Here is a 21,360-nt window from a genome sequence, read left to right as displayed (position 1 = left end):
ACTAGCCGTCGACGATGTCGTCATAGTCGGGATGCTTGACGATCCAGCCGCGAATGAAGGCGCAGCGCAGCACCGCCTTGCGCCCGCTCGTGCGGATCAGCTCGAACGCCCCCTTGGCAAGCCGTGAGCCAACGCCCTGCCCCGACAGGGCTTGCGGCACCTCTGTATGGATCAGCACGATCCGCTCGCCCTCGATCCGGTAGGCGATGATCGCGGTGCCGCCTTCGAGCGCGAGTTCGAAGCGGCTCTCCGCCGTATTGTCGATGACCTGATCCATCCCTCTCTCCTGGCTACGCCTCGGCCCGCCAGGGATAGCTCCAGGTCTCGGTCAACGTCTTGTCGCCGCTCTTGAGGAAGGCGCGCATCTCGGCGAGCTGGCCGGGCTCCACGACGATGTCGATGAAGGCGCGGAAGCCTTGCGTCTTCGGGTTCGGCACGATGAAGGCGCGGTCGATCCGGCCATAGGCGATCGAGGGCACGATCTCGACCTTCTCCGGCTGGCGCAGATGGTAGTCGAGGTCGCCGCCGGCGAAATCGACGATGAAGCGCCGCGCCCCGGCCGGCACCGGCTCGCCGGAGCCGAGCGCCTTCGGCCGCGCCTGGTAGGTGTTGATGATGCGCCCGCCCGGATGCAGGTCGCTCGAATCCATCATCGCCGTCAGCTTGTAGCCGAAGGAGAATTCGCGCCCCGGCTCCAGCGGCGTCTTAGGCTGCCAGAGCGCGACGATGTTGTCGTTGGTCTCATCGGTCGTCGGCATCTCGATCAGTTCGACCACGCCCTCGCCCCAATCGCCCTGCGGCTCGATCCAGTAGGACGGGCGCAGCTCGTAGCTCAGGTCGAGATCCTGATAATGCTCGAAGACGCGGTCGCGCTGCATTAGCCCGAAGCCGCGAACATTGCGCTCGACGAAGGAGGACACCGCCTGCTGCTTGGGATTGCGCAGCGGCCGCCAGATCCATTCGCCGGTGCCGGAATGGATCATCAACCCGTCCGAATCATGCAGTTCGGTACGGAAATCGTCGTGGAACCGGCGGTCGTTCTCGCCGGTAAAGAACATCGAGGTCAGCGGCGCCAGGCCGAGCTTCTCGATCGTCTTGCGCGGGAACAGCGTCGCCCCGACATCCACGACGGCATCGACATCCGGATAGATGTGGAAGCGATAGGCGCCGGTGACGGAGGGCGAATCGAGCAGCGCATAGACCGTGACGCGCTCGGCATTGGCCGCCGGCGCCTCGACCCAGAACTCCCGGAACATCGGGAACTCCTCGCCGCCCGGCACGCCGGCGCCGATCGCGAGCCCCCGCGCCGACAGGCCGTAGCGCTGCTCGCGGCCAAGCACGCGGAAATAGCTCGCCCCGATGAAGGAGATCAGCTCGTCATGGACGCGCGGATCGTTGAGCGGGTAGTGCAGCCGGAAGCCGGCGAAGCCGAGATTGACCGGCAGCGGCTTGTCGAACTTGACGCGGCCATAGTCGAACAGGTTCGCCGAATAAGGCACGGGCGTCGGCACGCCGTCACGGACGACGTTGACCACGACGGGGCGCGTGAACAGGAAGCCCGGATGGAACATCTGCATCCGGAACGGCGAACCGTTCTGCGCGAGCAGGGACCGCTCCGGCCGGAAGCGGATGTCTCGCCAGGAATCGAAATCGAGCCGGGACAGCGGCTCTGGCAGGGTCGGGCCGGCGTCATAGGGCACGGCGGCGATCTCGCGCGCGCGGCGGACCACCTCGTCGAAGCCGAAGCGCGGCTGCGGCGGCTCGGGCGCCGGATCGGGCCGAGCAGCGGGTTGCTGCGCCAGCAGCACCGACGGCGCCGTCGACAGGCTGAGCGCAGCTGAGAGCCCCGCCAGGACACGGCGGCGGTCTGGGTTGGTCATGATGGTTCCGTCGTCTCGTAGCACCGCCGCGGGCGCGGCGCTAGCAATTGTCAAAGGCTGGCCTGCCAGTGACTTAGGCGAGGAATTGGGGCCGGTCTAGGGCCGCATCGTGCGATATAGGCGGCAACGCGCGCCATTGACAGACGCTCAGGCGCCTGCGGCGAGAGCTGACCGGATTCAACCCGACGCCGATATTGGATAGGGCGCATCGCTTCATCCGACTTTGCCTGACCGGACTCGATCGCGTTCGGCAAAAAAACCGCGCCCGGACTTCAGAAAAAACTTGAATGCCGGGTCCATCGTCCGTATATCGCGTTCACCCAATTCGCACGTGCCTGTGGCCGCGTGCCGATCGGTGGGCATCCGGACAAGAGGCCGGACAGCCGCCAGGAGTTGGAGGACGGATGGAGGGGGATGGACATCCCCTCAAATCACGCCTCCCGGTTCCCTCCCAAGGGGAATTGTTCTCCGAACAGCGATCGGCAGCCGGAGGCGAAACCGGCGAACCCCGAATCTCCACGGGGGACGCAGCTTAAAGCAACGACGGAACGGGCTTTTTTTGGTCTCGCTGGTCCTCCAAAGACCAGCACCGAAGAGGCTTGTCCTTCATTGCCGGGCGTGCGGGGTCTCCCCAAGCGACGGTTACCAGGGTCCGGACGTTTCGTTCGGTGACCCGCGGCGTTTCCAACGCGCCGTGGTTCGCCCGAGCGACTCAAGCCGGCTTCACGTCGCATCGGCGCCGCTTGCGCCGGAGGGAGTCGCGTCTCATGACCGAGCGCATCCGTGAGTTCCTTCGTACCCGTCGCGAGGACGGTCCCTGCGTCGTCATCGACCTCGATGTCGTCAGAGACAACTATCGTGCCTTCTCCCGGGCGCTGCCGGACACCCGCGTCTTCTACGCGGTGAAGGCGAACCCCGCGCCGGAGGTGCTCGCCCTGCTCGCCAAGCTCGGCTCCTGCTTCGATTGCGCCTCGGTCGTCGAGATCGAGCTCGCCCTCGCTGCCGGCGCCACGGCCGACCGCATCTCCTTCGGCAACACCATCAAGAAGGAGCGTGACGTCGCCCGCGCCATGGAGCTCGGCGTGCGTCTCTTCGCGGTGGATTGCACGGCGGAGGTCGAGAAGGTCGCTCGTTCGGCCGACAAGACCGGCGTCAAGGACGCGCGCATCTTCTGCCGCATCCTGTGCGACGGTGCCGGCGCCGATTGGCCGCTCTCGCGCAAGTTCGGCTGCGTGCCCGAAATGGCCGCGGACGTGCTCGAGCACGGCCATCGTCTCGGCCTGCATGCCTATGGGATCTCGTTCCATGTCGGCTCGCAGCAGGCGAACGTCAACGCTTGGGATTCGGCCCTGGCCTCGGCCTCGGCGATCTTCAAGGAGTGCGCCACCCGTGGCCTGTCGCTGTCGATGGTCAACCTCGGCGGCGGCTTCCCGGCGCGCTACCTGAAGCCGATTCCGGGCGTGCCGTCCTATGGCGACGCGATCTTCCGGGCGCTGTCGAAGCATTTCGGCAACCAGCTGCCCGAGACGATCATCGAGCCGGGTCGCGGCATGGTCGGCGAAGCCGGCCTGATCGAGGCCGAGGTCGTGCTGATCTCGAAGAAGTCCGAGGACGACAACGTCCGCTGGGTCTATCTCGATATCGGCAAGTTCAACGGTCTCGCCGAGACCATGGACGAGGCGATCCGCTATCCGATCCGCACCGCCCGCGACGGCGATGCGACGGTGCCCTGCGTGCTCGCCGGCCCGACCTGCGACTCGGTCGACGTCATGTACGAGAAGACCCCGTACATGCTGCCGTTCAGTCTGGAGATCGGCGATCGCGTGCTGATCGAGGGCACCGGCGCCTATACGACGACCTATTCGGCCGTCGCCTTCAACGGCTTCCCGCCGCTGAGGCAGTACGTCATCTGACGGTTAGGACGGAGGCGCTCTCGCGCCTCCTATGCCAATCGGGTCCGGCGAAGCGCCCTGCCATGATCGGCAGGCCGCCCAACGGTTTCGGGCGGAGTGTTCGCGCCTCCAAGAATGGACGCGCGCGGACGTGGCTCCCGCCGGACCCTCTTCCACACATCCCTGTTTCATGTGGCCGCGTCCGCGCGGCGCCGGGAAGGTCTGCAGGTTTGCAGGCGCTCCGGCCGGAGGTGCGTCATGATCACGATCCGCGACGAGGTCGCTGCCGATGTTCCCGCCCGCGAGGCGCTGCTCGACCGTTGCCTGGGCGAGCGCCGCACCGCCAAGTCGAGCGAACGGCTCCGCGAGGGTCGTTTGCCGGCTGAAGGTCTCGCCTTGACGGCCGAGCGCGACGGCGTCGTCGTCGCCACCGTCCGGCTCTGGCATGTCGAGGCCGGCGGCAAGGCGGCGCTCCTGCTCGGCCCCCTCGCCGTCTCGCCCGAACTCCAGGGCGAGGGCCTCGGCCGCGCGATGATGCGCGAGGCGATCTGGCGCGCGGCCTGCCGCGGCCATGGCGCCGTGCTGCTCGTCGGCGATGCCGCCTATTACGAACGCTTCGGCTTCTCCGGCGATCTGACCCGCGAGCTCGCCATGCCCGGCCCGGTCGAGCGCGAGCGCTTCCTCGGCCTCGAACTGCGCGATGGTGCTCTTGCGGGGGCGGCAGGCGTGCTCGTCGCGACCGGGCCGCTGGACGAGACGACCCGGCAGGCCGGGCCCGCGCGCCGCGCCGCCTGAGGATAAGCATGACGGCCTCGGCATTTTGCCGGCGCCGTCACGCATCCGTCATCGATCCGTAACGGCTTCGTCGTCAACCGCCGCCATGACCCCCTACGAAAGGCGGGGTTCATGGCACAGGCGGTTTTCACGGCGGGCAGGCAAGGCGCCCGGAGGTTGCCGCTATGGCGGCCCCGCGAGGCGACCGTGCTCGCCTTTGCGATGCTGGCGCCCTCGCTCGTCTTCCTCGCGCTCTTCACCTATTGGCCCGTCGTCCAGGTCCTGTGGCAATCGCTGCACGGCCAGATCCGCGTCGGCGGCCCGCAGGCCTATGTCGGGCTCGACAACTTCCAGAAGCTCTTCGCCGATCCCGCCTTTCGCAAGGCGCTCGCCAACAACTTGGTCTATGCCTTCGGCACGGTGGTCCCGAGCCTCGTGCTGGCTCTCGGCTTCGCCATGGCGCTGGCCAGGACGAGCCGGATCAACGCACTGTTCCGCGCCCTGTTCTTCCTGCCGGTGCTGATCCCGCTGGTCGCGGCGGCCTCGATCTTCCTCTTCCTGTTCCTGCCCAATGTCGGGCTGATCGACTATCACCTCGCCAAGCTCGCCATCTCCGGCCCGAACTGGCTCGGCGATCCCGATATCGCGCTCTGGTCGATCATGGCGCTGACGATCTGGAAGAACGCCGGCTACTACATGCTGTTCTTCCTCGCGGGACTCCAGGCCGTGCCGGCGGACGCCTATGAGGCCGCGATCCTGGACGGCGCCGGCCCCTGGCAGCGGCTCCGGTATGTCACCCTGCCCTATCTCAAGCCCACCATCGGCTTCGTGCTGGTCATCGGCCTGCTCAATGTCGTGACGCAGGTCGATCATGTCTTCGTCCTGACCAAGGGCGGCCCGTCGGACTCCACCAACCTGCTGCTGTTCTATGTCTACCAGCAGGCGGTCGAGAATTACGACGCCGGGCGCGCCGCCGCCGGGACGCTGGTGATGCTGACGCTGCTGCTTGCCGTCACCGCCTCCTCGCTGCGCACGCTCGAGCGCTCCTTCGGGGAGAAGGAGCCATGAATCAGTCCGGCATGAACGAGGCCAGCTCAGGCGTCGCGACCGGCGAGATCTCGCCGAAGCTCGGCTATGCCGCGACGCTGCTCGTCGCCGCGCTCTGGATGGTGCCCTTCCTCTGGATGCTGGTCGCGGCCTTCAATCCTGAGAGCATCGGCGCCGGCATGGCCTCGCTGGTGCCCTCCTACATCCCGACGCTGGCCAACTTCCGCGAGGCCTGGGCCTCGGCCGACTTCCCGCGCTATGGCCTGAACACGACGATCATCAGCCTCGGCATCCTCGCCGTGCAGATCGTCACGATCACCTTAGCCGGCTACGCCTTCGCGCGCCTTGAGTTTCCCGGCCGGACGCTCTGCTTCTACCTCTTCCTGCTCCAGCTCATGCTGGCGCCGGTCGTGCTGATCGTCCCCAACCTGACGACGATCGCCAAACTCGGCCTCTACGACACGCTGCTCGGGGTGATGGCGCCCTATTTCGCCTCGGCCTTCGGCACCTTCCTGATGCGCCAGGCCTTTCGGGCGATCCCGCGCGAGCTGGAGGATGCGGCGCTGATCGACGGCGCCAATGTCTGGCAGCGCATCGGCTTCATCTATCTGCCGCTCGCCAAGCCCTCGCTCGTCGCCTTCTCGATCGTCTCCGTCACCGCCCATTGGAACGAGTTCCTCTGGCCGCTGATGGTGATCAACTCGCCCGATCTGCGCCCGCTCACCGTCGGACTTGCGGCGTTCACCCGCGGTTCGGAGGGAGCGCAGGCCTGGGGTGTCATCGCCGCCGGAACGCTGCTGGTCAGCGCGCCGCTGCTGGTCGCCTTCGCCCTGTTCCAGCGCGCCTTCGTCAACTCCTTCGTCTCCTCCGGCATCAAATAAGGAAAGCCACCATGACGACTACCCGCCGCAGCCTGCTCGCAGGCGCCGCCTTCGCCGCGAGCTTCGCGCTCTCGCCCGCCTTCGCGCAAGGCCAGACCGAGATCGAATTGTTCTTCCCCGTCCCCGTCGATGGCCAGCTCGCCCGCGACATGTCGGCTCTGCTCAAGGAGTTCAACGAGAAGAACCCCTCGATCAAGGCGACGCCGGTCTATACCGGCTCCTATGACGAGACGCTGATCAAGACCCGCGCCGCGATGAAGGCCGGCAAGCCGCCGGCCGCCGTGATCATGTCCGCCAACTTCCTGCTCGACCTCAAGATCGAGGGTGAGATCCAGCCGATGGACGCCCTGATCAAGGCCGACGGCAAGACGAACGACCAGTTCATGGGCCAGTTCTTCGACGCCCTGCACGGCAACGCCATGCTCGACCGTCAGGTCTACGGCGTGCCCTTCCACAACTCGACGCCGCTGCTCTACGTCAACACCGACCACCTCAAGGAAGCCGGCCTTGACCCCGACAAGCTCCCCGCCAACTGGGAAGAGCTCGCCGCCACCGCCAAGAAGCTGACCAAGCGCGACGGCGACCGCGTCACCCGCTGGGGCATGATGATGCCCTCGAACTACGACTATGGCGGATGGATCCTGCAGGCCCTGACCCATTCGAATGGTGGCCAGTGGTTCAATGTCGATTACGGCGGCGAGGTCTATTACGATACCCCCTCGATGCTCGGCGCCCTGACCTTCTGGTCCGACCTCGTCGCCAAGCACAAGGTCCATCCGGCAGGCGTGCAGGCCGGCGGCGCGGTCTCCTCGGCCTTCCTCTCCGGCCAGGCCTCGATGATGCTGCTCTCGACGGGCTCGCTGACCCATATCCGCAACAACGCCAAGTTCCCCTACAAGGTCGCTTTCGTCCCGAAGAACGTGAAGAACGAGGTTCCGATCGGCGGCGCCTCGCTGGTCATCCCGACCGGCGTCGAGGGCGAGCGCCGCAAGGCCGCCTGGACGCTGATCAACTGGATGACGAGCCCTGAGAAGTCCGGCTGGTGGAGCCGCGCCACCGGCTACTTCGCGCCGAACAAGGCCGCCTATGACACAGCCGAAATGAAAGAGTTCATCGCCAAGAACCCCGATGCCGGCATCGCGGTGAGCCAGCTCGCCTTCGCCAAGCCGTGGTTCGCCACCTACAAGACCGTCCCCGTCCGCAAGGCGATCGAGGACGAGCTCGCCGCCGTGCTCTCCGGCAAGAAGCAGCCCAAGGAAGCGCTCGCCGCCGCCCAGAAGCAGGCCGACGAGATCATGCGTCCTTACGTCGAGCAGACCGCGCTCAAGCTGCCGACCAACTGACGCTGGCGATCGACGGCATGCCCTGCCTTGAGCCGGGCATGCATTCTTCGCCCCGCCACCGCCGTCATGGTCGGGCGCGTCCCGACCATCCACGTCTTCCCTTCATCCACCTCGCAAGACGTGGATGCTCGGCACAAGGCCGAGCATGACGGGAGATCATACCCGGACATCAGACACCATGCTCATCGCCCAGATCACCGACCTGCATATCCGCCCGCGCGGCAAGCCCGCCTATCGCGTCTCCGAAACCAATGCGCTGAGCGAACGGGCGCTCGATGTCGTCGCCCGGCTCAGCCCGCGCCCCGACCTTCTGGTGATCACAGGCGACCTCACCGATTGCGGTCTGCCCGAGGAATACGAGTTGCTGCGAGCGATGCTCGCTGGCCTCGGCATGCCGATCCTGTTGGTCCCGGGTAACCATGACCGTCGCGAGACGCTGATCGACGGGCTTGGCCTGGATCAGCGCCAGGTTCTCGACGACGGCTTCGTCCAGTTCGTCGCCGATCTCGGGCCGATGCGGCTGATCGGACTCGATACGCTGCTGCCCGGCAAGAGCGCCGGCGCGCTCTGCGACAAGCGGCTCGCCTTCCTCGAACAATCGCTGGAGGAGGCGAACGGCAAACCGGTCGCGATCTTCATGCATCACCCGCCCTTCGACTGCGGCATCGCCCATATGGATGCGATCCGGTTGCTGGACGGCGCGGAGGAGTTCGCCGCGATCGTCTCACGCTATCCGAATGTCGAGCGCATCCTCTGCGGCCACCACCACCGGCCGATCGTGACGCGCTTCGGCGGCACCATCGCCCAGATCGGACCAAGCGTGACGCATCAGGTCACGCTCGACCTCTCGGAGACGAGCGCCGCGACCTTCCACATGGAACCGCCCGCCTACCTGCTGCATTCGTTCAGGCCGGCCGCCGGTTTCGTGACGCACACGGCCTATGTCGAGCGTTTCCCGGGCCCCTACCCCTTCGTGCTGGATGCCGACTATCCCGGCGACCACTGACAAGGGCGCGTGTCGCTTGCGTCATTGACGGAAGGGCGCTTCGCCCATACGAGCCGGGGATGGCTCCGCGCGGCCATCCCTTTCAACAGCGCTATCCCCGAAGGAGACAACCCGAGAATGAGCAATTGGCCCGTACACGGAAAGATCACCGGCCCGATCGTGATGATCGGCTTCGGTTCCATCGGCCGCGGCACCCTGCCGCTGATCGAACGGCATTTCGAGTACGACAAGTCGCGCTTCGTGGTGATAGCGCCCGATGATGCCGACCGTGCCTTGCTCGACGAGCGCGGCATCCGCTTCATCCATGAGGCCGTGACGCGCGAGAACTACAAGACGCTGCTGGAGCCGCTCCTCACCGCGGGCGAGGGCCAGGGCTTCTGCGTCAACCTCTCGGTCGATACTTCCTCGCTCGACATCATGCAGTTCTGCTCGGATCTCGGGGTGCTCTATATCGACACCGTCAACGAGCCCTGGCTCGGCTTCTATTTCGACCACAGCAAGGGGGCGGCCGAGCGCTCGAACTACGCCCTGCGCGAGGCGACCATCGCGGCCAAACATGCCCGCCCCGCCGGTACGACCACCGCGGTCTCCTGCTGCGGCGCCAATCCCGGCATGGTCTCCTGGTTCGTGAAGCAGGGCCTGCTCAACATCGCCGCCGATCTCGGCCTGGAGACCCCGGAGCCGAAGACGCGCGCCGAATGGGGCGCGCTTGCCCAGCAGGTCGGCGTCAAGGGCATCCACATCGCCGAGCGCGACACCCAGCGCGCCCGGCAGCCGAAGCTGCCCGGCGTCTTCGTCAACACCTGGTCGGTCGAAGGCTTCGTCTCCGAGGGCATGCAGCCGGCCGAGCTCGGCTGGGGCACCCATGAGACATGGATGCCGGAGAACGGCCGCACCCATGAGAGCGGCTGCCAGGCGGCGATCTACCTGCTCCAGCCCGGCGCCAACACCCGCGTCCGGAGCTGGTGCCCGACGCCCGGCTCGCAATACGGTTTCCTGGTGACGCACAACGAGTCGATCTCGATCGCCGACTACTTCACCGTCCGCGACGAGGCCGGCCAGGCCGTCTACCGGCCGACCTGCCACTACGCCTATCACCCCGCCAACGACGCCGTTCTCTCGCTGCACGAGATGTTCGGCGCGGCCGGCGAGGTGCAGGACAAGCACCACATCCTCGAGGAGAACGAGATCGTCGACGGCATCGACGAGCTCGGCGTGCTGCTCTACGGCCATGGCAAGAATGCCTACTGGTACGGCTCGCAGCTCTCGGTCGAGGAAACCCGCCGGATCGCGCCGTACCAGAACGCCACCGGCATGCAGGTGACCTCGGCCGTGCTCGCCGGCATGGTCTGGGCGCTGGAGAACCCGAACGCCGGCATCGTCGAAGCCGACGAGATGGATTTCCATCGCTGCCTCGAGGTGCAACTGCCTTATCTCGGCCCGGTCACCGGCCACTATACCGACTGGACTCCGCTCGATGGCCGCCCCGGCTTCTTCCCGGAAGACATCGACGAGAGCGATCCCTGGCAGTTCCGGAACATCCTGGTTCGGTAAAACCTGTCACTCCGGGGCAGGCGCGTAGCGCCTGAACCCTGAACCCATGACCGGGCTCTCGACACGTTCGAGCCCGGTCGGCGTCGCACCCGGTCGTGGGTTCCGGGTTCGGCCCTTCGGGCCGAACCCGGAATGATACGCGGCTAGGGCACCCGTTTGACGTTCACCCCAGCCAGCAGCGCCCCACCGGCCAGGAAGAAACCGATCAGCACGGCGAGGCCCGCCCGCTGACTCGCGAAGGCCGTCGTCGCCAGCGCGACCAGCGTCGGCCCCAGGAAGGACGTGACCTTCCCCGAGAGGGCGAACAGCCCGAAGAACTCGCCCACGCGATCGGGCGGCGCGAGCCGCGCCATCAGGCTGCGCGACGACGCCTGCAGCGGCCCCGCGACGAGGCCGATCAGGAGGCCAAGGCCGAGATAGACCTTCTCCGGCACCGACGCGAAGAGCCCATCCCCGGGCGCCGCCGGCACGGCCTCCACGACGAAGAAGATGCGATCCGGCGCCAGCGAGAGGATGCCGAGACAAGCGACGAGTAGGCAGCCGATCGCGCCCAGCACCACCGCCTTGCCGCCGATCGCGTCGTCCACCTTACCGCCGAGCCAGGCGCCGAGCGTGCCGGTGATGGTCAGCATGATCCCGAAGATGCCGATCTCGATCGTCTGCCAACCGAAGACGCCGGCAGCGTAGATGCCCCCGAAGGCGAACAGCGCCACCAGCGCATCCTGGTAGATCATATTGGCGAGCAGGAAGCGCCCGAGCGAGGGCAGGCGCGGCAATTCCGCGAGCGTCGCCTTCAGCCGGCCGACGCCGCCTTTGGCAGCTTCGGCTAGCCTCATGCCGGTCGGCGGCGAATCCGGCGTCAGCAGGAACATCGGCGCCACGAACATCACGAACCAGAGCGCGGTCAGCGGCCCCGAAAAGCGATCGCCCTCGCGGGTCGCCGCGTCGAGCCCGAAGATGGGCGTCAGCCCGGCCAGCGTCTTGCCCGTGACCGGCTCCGCCGCCAGCAGGCCGAGCGTGACCGCCAGCGAAACGAGCCCGCCGAGATAGCCGATCGCCCAGCCCGTGCCCGAGAGCCAGCCGAGCCGCTCCGGCGGCACCAGCCGCGTCATCATCGCGTTGTTGAAGGTCGTCGCGAACTCGGCGCCGATTGTCGCGAGCACGAAGCCGCCAAGCGCGATCGGCACCGCGAGGGGCGAACCCGGCACCGCGAACCAGAGCGCGCCCGAGCCCAGCACGAGGCAGGCGCCGAACACGGCGATCCAGGGCTTGCGCGGCCCTGTGCGGTCGGCGATGCCGCCGAGCAGCGGCGAGAGCAGCGCGATGCAAAGGCCGGCGAACCCCGTCGCATAGCCCCACAGCGCCTGCCCCTGCGCCGGATCGGAGGCGAGCGCCGCGGCGAAGAACGGCGCAAAGACGAAGGTCGTGATCAGCGTGAAGAAGGGCTGCGCCGCCCAGTCGAAGAACAGCCAGGCGGTCACGGCGCGGCGGGGTGGATAAGGGGTCGGCAGCGTTTCAGCCCGATCCGCGGACGAACTCATGGCCATGGCGGGCTGATCACCATGCCAGACGGCAAACAATGGGACGACATCATCCCTGGCGGAGCGAAGCGTAGACCCGGGATCCATGCCGGAACGCTGATCCTCGAAGGCCCAGGCATGGATCCCGGGTCTCCCTCCGGTCGCCCGGGATGACGGCGCGTTTCAAACATGTAAGCTACCTGGATCGCCACTCACTGCAGCGTCGTCTCGGGATCGCCGCCGCCGCGCGCCAATTCGATCTCGGTGATCGCCACCAGCACCTCGGCACGCTCCTTCAGGGTCCGCGCCTCCAGCAGCGCCTGCTTCTCGCGCGGCCCGAACGGGCACATCATCGAGAGCGCATTGACCAGCGCCTCGTTGGGCGCCTCGTTGACGCCCTTCCAGTCGATCTTGAGGTCGCTCGCCTTGGCGAAGGCGCGCAGCGCCTTGAGCAGCGCGGCGCGGTCGACCTCCTCCTCGCCGGCGCGGGCTGTGAAGTCGATGATGAAATCGTCATAGGTCACGCGGCACTGCCGGTAGGCCGTCGTGACCGGGAGTTCCTCCGCGACGCGGAAACGGGCGATGCCGGTCAGCGTCAGGATATAGCGATCGTCGCCGGTCTCGGCGAATTGCGTGATCCGGCCGAGGCAGCCGACCTGAAGCAGCGGCGGCGTCGCCGACTGGCGCCCGGTCTCCAGCTCGGGCTGGATGATGCCGACGGTGCGACGCGAGCGGATCGCGTCGTCGATCATCGCGATGTAGCGAGGCTCGAAGATGTTGAGCGGCATCTGTCCGCGCGGCAGCAGGAGTGCGCCACCCAATGGGAAGACCGGGATCACCGACGGGCAATCCTCGGGCCCCTTGTAGACGGCGTTCATGCCCATCTGCGGCAACTCCATGATCAGGAGAACAGCAGGGCCGAGAGCTTGCGTCGACCGGCCATGCTGTGCTCGTCCATCGGCCCCCACGCCTCGAAGAATTGCAGCAACTGCTTGCGCGCGCCGTCCTCGTTCCACTTGCGATCGGCCTTGATGATGGCGATCAGATGGTCGACGGCCTCCTCGCGGCGATCGCGGGCGTTCAGCGCCAGCGCCAGATCGAAGCGTGCCTGATGGTCCTTCGGGTTGGCCGCGACCTTGGCCTCGAGTTCGGCGGTGTCGCCCAGCGAAGCCGCCTGCTGCGCCAGTTCGATCGCGGCGCGCACCGCCGCGACGACCGGGTCGGCCGCCTTCGCCTCGGGCACCGTGCCGAGGATACCGGTCGCGCCCTCGATATCGCCCATGTCGAGATGCAGCCGCGCAAGGCCCGCGATCGCCGCGAGATTCTCGGGCTCCAGCTCGAGAACATGCGCATAGAGCTCGCTCGCGCCGGCCGCATCCCCGGCCTCGGCGGCGGCCTGGGCGGCCGAGATCAGCTCCTCGGTGGCGCCCGGCCCCATCTTGCCGACCAGCTTCTCGATGAAGGCCTTGACCTGGCTCTCGGGCTGCGCGCCCATGAAGCCGTCGATCGGCTGGCCCTGCTTGAAGGCGATCACAGCCGGAATCGACTGGATGCCGAGCTGGCCCGGTATCTCCGGGAAGTCGTCGATGTTCATCTTGACGAGCCGGACCTTGCCGCGCGCCTCCTTGACCACCTTCTCGATCACCGGGGTGAGTTGCTTGCACGGGCCGCACCACGGCGCCCAGAAATCGACCAGCACGGGCTGGTTCATCGATTCGGCCACGACGTCCTGCCGAAACCCTTGAGTTGTCGTGTCCTTGATCAGGCCGGGTTGCTCGGCCGCATCGCCATTGACCAGCATCGGTCGTCCTTCGTCGCGCTCGGATCAGAGAATATTCGGGTTCGGTCGCCGCTGCGGCCGGACCATAGATGGGGAGGATCAGCCGTTCTGTCCATCATCGGGAACCGGCAAATCGACAATCAGCGGCTCATGACCCGTGTCGCGCAGGAAGGCCAACATGTCGTCGCGCCCGATCCGCAGCGTCGCCGTGTTGATCAGCGGATGGAAATTCATGTCCGCGCCGGTGGTGAGGTTGCGGTCCAGCACCATCGTCACCGCCCCGGCCCGGTCGTTGATCACGGCGAAGGCCGTGACCGAGCCCGGCGTGACGCCGAGCTTCTCCATCAGCGTCTCGGCCGAGCAGAAGGAGAGCCGCCCGCTGGCGCCCAGCGTCTCGTGCAGGCGCTTCAGGTCGATGCGGGCATTCTCCCGCGCCGAGACCAGGAAGAGCCGGCCCTTCTTGTCCTTCACGAACAGGTTCTTGGAATGCAGCCCCGGCAGCGTGCCGCGCAGCGCCTGCGATTCGGCGACTGTGAAGACCGCTTCGTGATCGATGCGATCGAACGCGATTCCACGCTCCTTGAGATAGGCACAAAGCTCATCAGGAGTCAGATGGGTGGCGGTCGGGACGGTCTGTAGCATCGGATGATGTCGGATTCGCACTGGAAGGAGACCTCAATGGGCCTGCCCGCGTTGCCTAACGCTCCGGAATGCCGGCCACAAGCACCGTTTTGGCCTATCGGGAAGCCGCTGAACGCGGGCATCCGGCCCGATTTCGCTAAGCATGAAATTTCCGCAACAAGGCGCTTGCAATGCGCGCCGCCTTGGGGCAATAAGCCGGCCTCCGCGGCGGAAACGACGCGGCCATGTCCTGATGCGGGAGTAGCTCAGGGGTAGAGCACAACCTTGCCAAGGTTGGGGTCGAGGGTTCGAATCCCTTCTCCCGCTCCAGGACATCACACGGCCAGAGAGGCACGCAAGCGTCGGGTTTCCCGGCGCTTTTTGCGTTTTGACTTGGCCGTCGTTGGAGGCAAGCAGAAGAGTCGCGAAGCGCCGCGGTTACACCGTGGTTACAAGGGCACTCCGGGCGGCGAAAGTTTGCCCCAGTGCAGGCCGGCTAAGCCTTACTGCCTAAGCCAATTCTTTCGATGACACCGCAGACAATGCAGGTGCGGCGTTCGCGTATTCGCAATGGCGGGAGTCCGTAGCGGCACCCCTTATCTGCAAAACAAGGTATGTGCTAGGCAGACCGCAGGGCTTGTCATGTCGGATGGGCCAAGTGGATGTAGAATCAAATGGCCGGATCAGAACCTACCAACTGGGTCGAAATTGCCCTTCGTGACGGGCACCTGCAACTAATCCAGTCGGGCCGAAGCGAGAAGATCCGCTACGTTGCCGCCAATATCACAGAAGGATGGAGCGACCCGGAGGAAAAGGTTCGCGCATCCTACTATGCGGAATTGATCTATCGATATGGATATGCCCCTGAGGTCCTCGGCGTGGAAGTGACGGTTCCTGACCGTGTGCCTTACGACCGTGCAGACCTCGTCATATTTCGTGACAAGGCCCGTACGCGACCCTTCGCCGTCATCGAATGCAAGCGTGACGGGGTTACAGATACGGAACTGCGACAGGCAGTTGAGCAGGCTTTTGGCAACGGCCATGCGCACAAGTTCCGCGCTGAATATATCGGCGTGATCGCAGGCCAAACCCGTGCTTTTTATGACTGCTCCGATAGATTCGGTGTACTTGAGCGTGAAGCTAACATCGTCGCAGACTTGCCCGTAAAATATGGCAAACCCGAAGAGTTCAAGTATTACTATGCTGCCCCGCCGAAGCCCGATATTTCGGCAGTGGGCCGCGACGACCTCATCAAGACAATTCGGAAGTGCCATCAAACACTTTGGGGCGGCGGGCGGCTTTCTCCGCCCACTGCCTTCGGCGAGTTGTGCAAGCTCATTTTCGTCAAAACGCGCGATGAGAAGAAGCCACGCCGAAAGGGTGAGCCATACGAGTTCCAGATCAAGACCAATGAGACCCCTGACAGGTTGGCTAAGCGCATCCGCACGCTTTATGAGGCTGAGCAGGCGAATGATCCTGAGGTCTTCAACGAGGGCATTCGGATTGACGACGTCACCCTAAAGAACGTTGTTCTCCACCTCGAAGGCGTGAACCTCACGGCGACCGACCTTGACACCAAGGGCGTCGCCTTCGAGCAGTTCATGGATGGGTTCTTCAAGGGCGATTTTGGGCAGTATTTCACGCCTCGAAACATCATCGCTTTTTCGATTCAGATGCTCGGGATCGACAACAACGACACGGTGATGGACCCAGCGTGCGGATCGGGCGGCTTCCTGCTTCATGCTCTCGACCACGTTCGCAGACAGGCCAGTGAGTTCTACAGCGAAGATAGCTCCCAGCATTTCAACTATTGGCATGATTTTGCGGAAAAGAGGCTCTTCGGGATCGAGATCAACGAGGAGATTGCGCGCGTCGCCAAGATGAACATGATCGTCCATGACGATGGACACACCAACGTGATCGGCAATGACGCTCTGGAGCCCCTCACGGTCGTTGCCGCCCGCAACGAAACGTTTGCAAGGATAATGGGTATTGACCGGGCCACCGGCAGGCGTGACGAGACCAAAGGCTTCTCGAAAATTCCGACGAATCCGCCCTTTGGCGCCGTGGTCAAGGAAGAGCTGCACACTTACCTGAGTGGCTACGAGCTATCCCGGTATGTCGCCAAAGGCGCCGGGGGCGACGACGATTTCGACGATGCAACCAGCCCACGTTCCGGCAAGAAAGCAATCAAGCAGCGCGCCAGCGTCAAGACCGAAATTATCTATGTTGAACGCATCTGGCAGCTTTTGAGACCCGGTGGGCAGGCGGCGGTCGTCCTACCCGACGGACTCTTGACCAACGCCAGCCTTCAAGGTGTCCGCGAATGGCTGCTAGAGCGATTCAAGGTGTTGGCTGTTGTCTCACTACCGCAATATGCCTTCGCCCATTATGGCGCGGGCGTAAAGTCCAGCGTCGTCTTGCTTGAAAAGCGTCCGTTTTCGACGACCAAGCGCAATGGCACGGACATCGTCGTGGTAAGCGGGGCTCGTGATGACGAGCCGATCTTCATGGCGATGGCCGAGAACATCGGTTACGACGCAGCCGGGCGAAACACTTATCAGATTGAGATTTTAAGCGAGACTTCCGAGACTATGCGTATCGAGCGCCACCGCTCCGATCTCTTCGACTGGAAAGTCACCTATGACTGGAAGCCGGGAGAAGGACGGAAACCCGGGACTTGGAGCGAACGCCACCGTGAGGTGACGCCTGGAAGTGGTTTGCTAGCCCAGTACGCGGCTTTCCAGAGGGACCCGACGCCTTTTTTCGTCTAGCCCCCGCTCCCGCAAGGCAGGCAATCTGCTTCGCGGTGCAACGGGGGGAAACAGGCGCCAGACTGGACCCTCAATTCTTGGAGTTGAAGCGGCGGAAGGAAATCCGATACGCGAGGCCACTCTATCCACTCACAAAAATCGGCGCGCTAGCCGAGTTCATCCAATACGGTATCTCCGAACGGGCGAACACGGATGGCGCTGGTGTGCCGATAATCCGTATGAACAACCTGCAACCGCTCGGCTGGGACCTTTCGGACCTCAAGCACATCGAGCTGGACGAGGCCGCGCTACAAAAGCACAGGCTCGCACCCGGCGACATTCTATTCAATCGCACCAACTCCAAAGAGTTGGTTGGCAAGTGTGAGGTCTTCAACGAGCCGGGCGACTGGGTATTCGCTTCCTATCTCATCCGTGTTCGGCTGGATCGCAGCAAGGCCTTGCCCGAGTTCGTGTCGGCCTTCCTAAACACGGAAGCCGGGCGGATGCAGATCGACCAGGTGAGCCGTCAGATCGCGGGCATGTCGAACGTAAATGCGGAGGAGCTTCGAGAGCTGGAGATTCCACTTCCGTCGGACCTCGCGCACCAACGCACATTGATCTCCGAACTAAATTCGGCGGTAGCTCAGCGCGATAGGCACCTTCGAGACGCGGAAGGATTGATAGGATCGCTCGACGAATTGGTAACCAGCGAACTCAAACTGCCCAAACCAAACTCAATGCCCAACGGTGGTTATGCTGCCCTGCGAGGCGCTGTGAGGTCCTTGAGCAATCTGTCCGCCGATTATCACCATCCGGAGCGCATTCGCGCGCTGCGGTTGATTAGTTCTGTGCCGCACGACAATTTGGCCGCCTTAGTCACTTTCGAAAAGGCGATCCAGAAAGAGCCGGGCACCACGCGGTATCTCGGCCTTGCATCTGTCGCCAGCAATTCTGGGCAACTGACCAATGCTGTCGAAACAGCATCCGGGCAATGCTTCAGGTTCCAGGCTGGGGACATCCTTTACGCGCGTCTTCGTCCTTACCTTAACAAAGTTTGGGCGTCGACGTTTAGCGGGGTTTGCTCGACGGAGTTCCACGTTATGCGAACGAAGGATGCACGTCTCCTGAAGCCTGAATACCTTGCGGTAGTGATGCGAACAGAACTGATTGTCGCCCAGACCAAGCATATGATGACGGGCAACACTCATCCGAGGATCGCCAATGAGGACGTGGTGAACCTTGTGATCCCCCTTGCCGATCCGAACGTGCAAGATCGGATCGTCGCCGCCGCCCGTGAGCGAGAAGTAGAAGCAAACCGGCTGCGCGAAGAAGCCCATACCATTTGGCAGGCCGCCCGAGAGCGGTTCGAAGACCGCTTGTTGAATGGAGTAGCTTCATGATCCTGCCCGGCATCCTTCATTATTCGCTGGGTGGATTCGCCGTCATCCGAGGTGTCGCACCGTTGGGTGACCTGGCTCGCTGTTCGCGTTTCGATCCTGCCTACCAGCGCAATCTGATCGACACCCACAAGGCGGAGATCGAACGCTTCCTTGCAGACCGGCAGTTTCTATTTTTCCCCGAGGTCGTGCTGTCCGCCTCGCTCAAGTTCGACTTCGACAAGGCACATCGCCGTGTAGTGGAGCCGCTCGGCGATCTGTTCACGGGCAAGGGGTTCGTTTCAAACGTCAACGGCCTCAAGATTACTGTGCAACAAACAAAATTGCCGAAGGCGCTGGAGACGGTCGGTGGGGTCAATGCTCCCACTTTGGTTTATCTGGAGCTGCCAGAGGGCGAGCTGAACGCAGGCGATGAGGTGAAACTGTTCCGCATTGACGGCAATCATCGCCTCAGTGCTGCCAATGGCCTCAAACCTGGACAGGAAACATACAACCTCGGAACGCCATTCTGCATCGTGTTGCATCAGGACCCGATGCATGCTCGGCAGTTCGAAAAGGTAGTGTTCCACAACATCAACGCTAAGCAGATACCGTTAACGTCGGAGGAAAATTTACGCCTCATTCTTGAAGAGGGAGACGGATCGCTATTCAAGGACGCTGATCTCGTAAGTAACCCGAGCCTTGGGCCGGCATACCTAATGGCGCGGAAACTTCTTCCCGAGTTCGAGCCAAAATTTCTGTCTGGTTTGACGAAGCACTTCGAGAGCCGCCACACGCTGGCGCTCGGCCTCTCTCAGTTCTTGATGGCGCGCGATGATGCACTCGGCAAGGCAGCTACCACAGAAGATATCAACGCTCAGATTGGTCCGATCCGTGAGGCCTTGAAGCGTACGAATGCGATGTACGAGGACTCGCAGCACCAGAAGCTGCGAGAAGCAGGATGCCACGGCGTGCTCACGGCCGCCGTCTTCTTCGCCTATAAGAACAATGGCGCTCAGCTTCCCGCCTTTGCCCGTTGGGTCACGAGCAATCGGATAGATAGACTAACCCCTGCCGGTACCACGCGCGGGTTAGGCTATCATTATCACTTGGGCCAGACCCAGGCCGTGGATGCAGCGAGCCTTGTGGAGGTCTTTGAAAGCATCCTTCGGGCGCGTAGCCGAGATGTCTTCGTCTCGATGGAGTTCGGGGGCCATACCAACCACGTCTACAAGGCTATCGAAAAGGCTATTGCCGAGGTCAACGCAAAGCACTCGCTCGCCCAGCTCGACCTCGCCTTGAAGCCAATTCGCATTGACCGCGTCATCAAGGGGCATTCCTATACTATCAATGACGAAATCCTCAGTGTCATTGACGGTTCCGGTCTGCTGATTGCCGACCTCACGCAAGGAAATAAGAATGTCTATCATGAAGTTGGCTTCATGATGGGACTCAACAAGGGGCGCGGGGGCGATCAAGACAACTTCATCTTGATAGCCGATCAGAATGAGCTCAAGGGAGACAATTCGATCGGTTTCAATTTACGCCCGTGGCAACAGTTGCGATTCACAAGTGATCTTGAGCTAGTTGGAATGCTGACCGATGCATTCGAAAAATACTACAAGCTGTAGGTGTCTCTAGAATGAAATTTGCCAAACTGATCCGGATTCACTTCAGCTGGGCCCTTAAAACCCACCACGCGGCGCAGCTGGTGATGGCGCGTTCGAGGTCGTCGCCATCTCGGATCAGCGCACGAACGCTCTCCGGCAGTGCGACACCCAAGGCTTCGATCGTGACGGGCACGATCGCGTCGAGATCGATCCCGTTCAGCGCGGGAAGATTTGCTGCGGTCTCGCTGAATTCGCGGAACTGGTCGAGGCTGTATGTCGTCATCGACATCTCGACGACATAGGCCAGCGTCGGTTCGCGACCTGCTGCCCGTTTCTCGGCGTTCGGCAGGTTGATCGTCCCCGGCAGCCGCAGGAGCCGATCAATGTTTTGGCAATGGTCGCCACCGAGCTCAGCGGCGATCTGTCTATTTGCGCGCTCGACGCGATCGAGATTAGTCGTCGCCTCGGAGAGCTTCCAGTAGGCGTGATATCCGCCCCCGGAGAACACGATGATCGACGGGGGCAGCGGGTATGCCTTAAGCCGCGCCAGTCCATCGAGGTGATCGATATCGACGTGGAGACAGCCTGCCTCGATGATATCCTTCTTGGTTGCCTTACCGCCCGGGAAGTCGTCGCGGACGCGATTGGCGCTAAAATATAGGTTCTGCTTCCCATTCAGCGCCTGGATGTAGGTGAGCGCCTGCTCGCGCTCTTGTGGATCGAACACTTTGCCGGTCAGACCGCCAGTCGACTTGATTGCCGACAACGCCCAGCGGCTGTCCGGTTGGAAGGCTCGCAGGAACGCGATAGCGGCGGAGGTATCACCCTGTGGGCGGAGTTTCATGCTCCGGCCCTCCAGACGATTTCGATGTGGGCCACGTCACCGATGACTATGAAGCGATAACGACCCGGCGGCAGCACGACAACGTGGTCGAGAGCCGGCAATGCAATGCCGGCCTGTTGAGCTGCCAAGCGATCCACCATCGAACCGGGCTGGCCCGGCGGGCTCAGAAATTCGTCCTGGTCGTCCCAGGCGCGAAAGGTTTTGTGGTTCTGGCTCACTGGTCGCCTCCCGTGCGAGAGGCTTCGATGACAGCCAACACATCGCTCAGGCGAACGAGCTTCCGCGAGTTGAATGGCTGGAACACCGGCAACCCGCCACTGTTCGCTAAGCGGAGCAGCTGCCAGTAGCGAGCGCCGACGAGTTCGGCCGCTTCTTTCAGGCTAAGCAATTTTTCGGGGGTATCGGGCATGATTTGGCTCCTCGTGATGGGAGCCAGCCAATTACGGGGATTTTATCCGTCGGTCGGGGGCGGAATGTCG

Annotated in this window: 19 protein-coding genes and 1 tRNA gene; 11 read left to right on the top strand and 9 right to left on the bottom strand. The window is 63.7% G+C overall.

The annotated features are described in order from the left end of the window. Position 1 precedes the first annotated feature (1 nt). Positions 2 to 277, bottom strand: coding sequence for a GNAT family N-acetyltransferase (locus AC1RMY_RS01905; protein ID WP_492862247.1), 276 nt, complete (start codon positions 275 to 277; stop codon positions 2 to 4). Between the two features lie 13 nt (positions 278 to 290). After that, entirely contained in the window at positions 291 to 1,880 is a 1,590-nt protein-coding gene (locus tag AC1RMY_RS01900; RefSeq protein ID WP_492862246.1) for an OpgD/OpgG family glucan biosynthesis protein, read from the bottom strand. A gap of 767 nt (positions 1,881 to 2,647) precedes the next feature. Here AC1RMY_RS01900 and AC1RMY_RS01895 point away from each other — a divergent pair. From AC1RMY_RS01895 to AC1RMY_RS01865, 7 genes are all read left to right on the top strand, one after another. Further along, on the top strand, positions 2,648 to 3,793 hold the full coding sequence (locus AC1RMY_RS01895; protein WP_492862245.1) for a type III PLP-dependent enzyme: 1,146 nt from the start codon (positions 2,648 to 2,650) through the stop codon (positions 3,791 to 3,793). A 237-nt stretch (positions 3,794 to 4,030) separates the two neighbouring features. Beyond that, complete coding sequence (locus AC1RMY_RS01890) at positions 4,031 to 4,567, top strand: GNAT family N-acetyltransferase (RefSeq protein WP_492862244.1); 537 nt, start codon at positions 4,031 to 4,033, stop codon at positions 4,565 to 4,567. A 111-nt stretch (positions 4,568 to 4,678) separates the two neighbouring features. Beyond that, positions 4,679 to 5,614: a carbohydrate ABC transporter permease gene (locus AC1RMY_RS01885; RefSeq protein ID WP_492862243.1), complete on the top strand. Its 936-nt coding sequence runs from the start codon at positions 4,679 to 4,681 to the stop codon at positions 5,612 to 5,614. Beyond that, positions 5,611 to 6,474 carry a carbohydrate ABC transporter permease gene (locus AC1RMY_RS01880; protein WP_492862242.1) on the top strand — a complete coding sequence of 288 codons (864 nt, stop codon included), beginning with the start codon at positions 5,611 to 5,613 and terminating at the stop codon, positions 6,472 to 6,474. Before AC1RMY_RS01885 ends, AC1RMY_RS01880 begins: the two co-directional genes overlap by 4 nt. An 11-nt stretch (positions 6,475 to 6,485) precedes the next feature. Then, complete coding sequence (locus AC1RMY_RS01875; protein WP_492862241.1) at positions 6,486 to 7,817, top strand: ABC transporter substrate-binding protein; 1,332 nt, start codon at positions 6,486 to 6,488, stop codon at positions 7,815 to 7,817. A 178-nt stretch (positions 7,818 to 7,995) separates the two neighbouring features. Beyond that, complete coding sequence (locus tag AC1RMY_RS01870; protein ID WP_492862240.1) at positions 7,996 to 8,823, top strand: phosphodiesterase; 828 nt, start codon at positions 7,996 to 7,998, stop codon at positions 8,821 to 8,823. Positions 8,824 to 8,940: 117 nt separating this feature from the next. Further along, positions 8,941 to 10,377 (top strand): homospermidine synthase, encoded by a 1,437-nt coding sequence (locus AC1RMY_RS01865; protein WP_492862239.1) that lies wholly within the window; start codon positions 8,941 to 8,943, stop codon positions 10,375 to 10,377. Between the two features lie 143 nt (positions 10,378 to 10,520). Here AC1RMY_RS01865 and AC1RMY_RS01860 read toward each other — a convergent pair whose 3' ends face one another. From AC1RMY_RS01860 to AC1RMY_RS01845, 4 genes are all read right to left on the bottom strand, one after another. Then, positions 10,521 to 11,924 (bottom strand): MFS transporter, encoded by a 1,404-nt coding sequence (locus tag AC1RMY_RS01860; RefSeq protein ID WP_492862238.1) that lies wholly within the window; start codon positions 11,922 to 11,924, stop codon positions 10,521 to 10,523. 185 nt (positions 11,925 to 12,109) lie between these two features. Beyond that, complete coding sequence (locus AC1RMY_RS01855) at positions 12,110 to 12,781, bottom strand: LON peptidase substrate-binding domain-containing protein (protein WP_492862237.1); 672 nt, start codon at positions 12,779 to 12,781, stop codon at positions 12,110 to 12,112. A gap of 17 nt (positions 12,782 to 12,798) precedes the next feature. Further along, complete coding sequence (gene trxA, locus AC1RMY_RS01850) at positions 12,799 to 13,698, bottom strand: thioredoxin (protein ID WP_492862236.1); 900 nt, start codon at positions 13,696 to 13,698, stop codon at positions 12,799 to 12,801. 78 nt (positions 13,699 to 13,776) lie between these two features. Next, the gene (locus AC1RMY_RS01845) at positions 13,777 to 14,319 is read right to left on the bottom strand and encodes a prolyl-tRNA synthetase associated domain-containing protein (RefSeq protein WP_492862235.1); all 543 of its coding nucleotides are present in this window, start codon (positions 14,317 to 14,319) and stop codon (positions 13,777 to 13,779) included. 234 nt (positions 14,320 to 14,553) lie between these two features. Here AC1RMY_RS01845 and AC1RMY_RS01840 point away from each other — a divergent pair. The 4 genes from AC1RMY_RS01840 to AC1RMY_RS01825 all read left to right on the top strand — a co-directional run bounded on the left by AC1RMY_RS01840 (position 14,554) and on the right by AC1RMY_RS01825 (position 20,058). Further along, a tRNA-Gly gene (locus AC1RMY_RS01840) sits at positions 14,554 to 14,628 on the top strand. Between the two features lie 344 nt (positions 14,629 to 14,972). Then, positions 14,973 to 17,072: a type I restriction-modification system subunit M gene (locus AC1RMY_RS01835; RefSeq protein ID WP_492862234.1), complete on the top strand. Its 2,100-nt coding sequence runs from the start codon at positions 14,973 to 14,975 to the stop codon at positions 17,070 to 17,072. Positions 17,073 to 17,290: 218 nt separating this feature from the next. Continuing rightward, the gene (locus tag AC1RMY_RS01830; RefSeq protein ID WP_492862233.1) at positions 17,291 to 18,451 is read left to right on the top strand and encodes a restriction endonuclease subunit S; all 1,161 of its coding nucleotides are present in this window, start codon (positions 17,291 to 17,293) and stop codon (positions 18,449 to 18,451) included. Further along, positions 18,448 to 20,058 (top strand): hypothetical protein, encoded by a 1,611-nt coding sequence (locus AC1RMY_RS01825; RefSeq protein WP_492862232.1) that lies wholly within the window; start codon positions 18,448 to 18,450, stop codon positions 20,056 to 20,058. The genes AC1RMY_RS01830 and AC1RMY_RS01825 overlap by 4 nt, the downstream gene beginning before the upstream one ends. Positions 20,059 to 20,095: 37 nt before the next feature. Here AC1RMY_RS01825 and AC1RMY_RS01820 read toward each other — a convergent pair whose 3' ends face one another. From AC1RMY_RS01820 to AC1RMY_RS01810, 3 genes are read right to left on the bottom strand one after another with little or no spacing between them, the layout of a single operon-like run. Next, positions 20,096 to 20,881 carry a DNA-primase RepB domain-containing protein gene (locus AC1RMY_RS01820; protein ID WP_492862231.1) on the bottom strand — a complete coding sequence of 262 codons (786 nt, stop codon included), beginning with the start codon at positions 20,879 to 20,881 and terminating at the stop codon, positions 20,096 to 20,098. Next, complete coding sequence (locus tag AC1RMY_RS01815) at positions 20,878 to 21,099, bottom strand: hypothetical protein (protein ID WP_492862230.1); 222 nt, start codon at positions 21,097 to 21,099, stop codon at positions 20,878 to 20,880. Before AC1RMY_RS01815 ends, AC1RMY_RS01820 begins: the two co-directional genes overlap by 4 nt. Beyond that, complete coding sequence (locus tag AC1RMY_RS01810) at positions 21,096 to 21,290, bottom strand: hypothetical protein (RefSeq protein WP_492862229.1); 195 nt, start codon at positions 21,288 to 21,290, stop codon at positions 21,096 to 21,098. The genes AC1RMY_RS01815 and AC1RMY_RS01810 overlap by 4 nt, the downstream gene beginning before the upstream one ends. Positions 21,291 to 21,360 lie beyond the last annotated feature (70 nt).

It is taken from the genome of Allobosea sp. GW822-FHT03F07 (genome assembly GCF_058801345.1).
The sequence above is the reverse complement of the archived record's forward strand: the minus strand, read 5'-3'. Positions and strand labels throughout refer to the sequence as shown.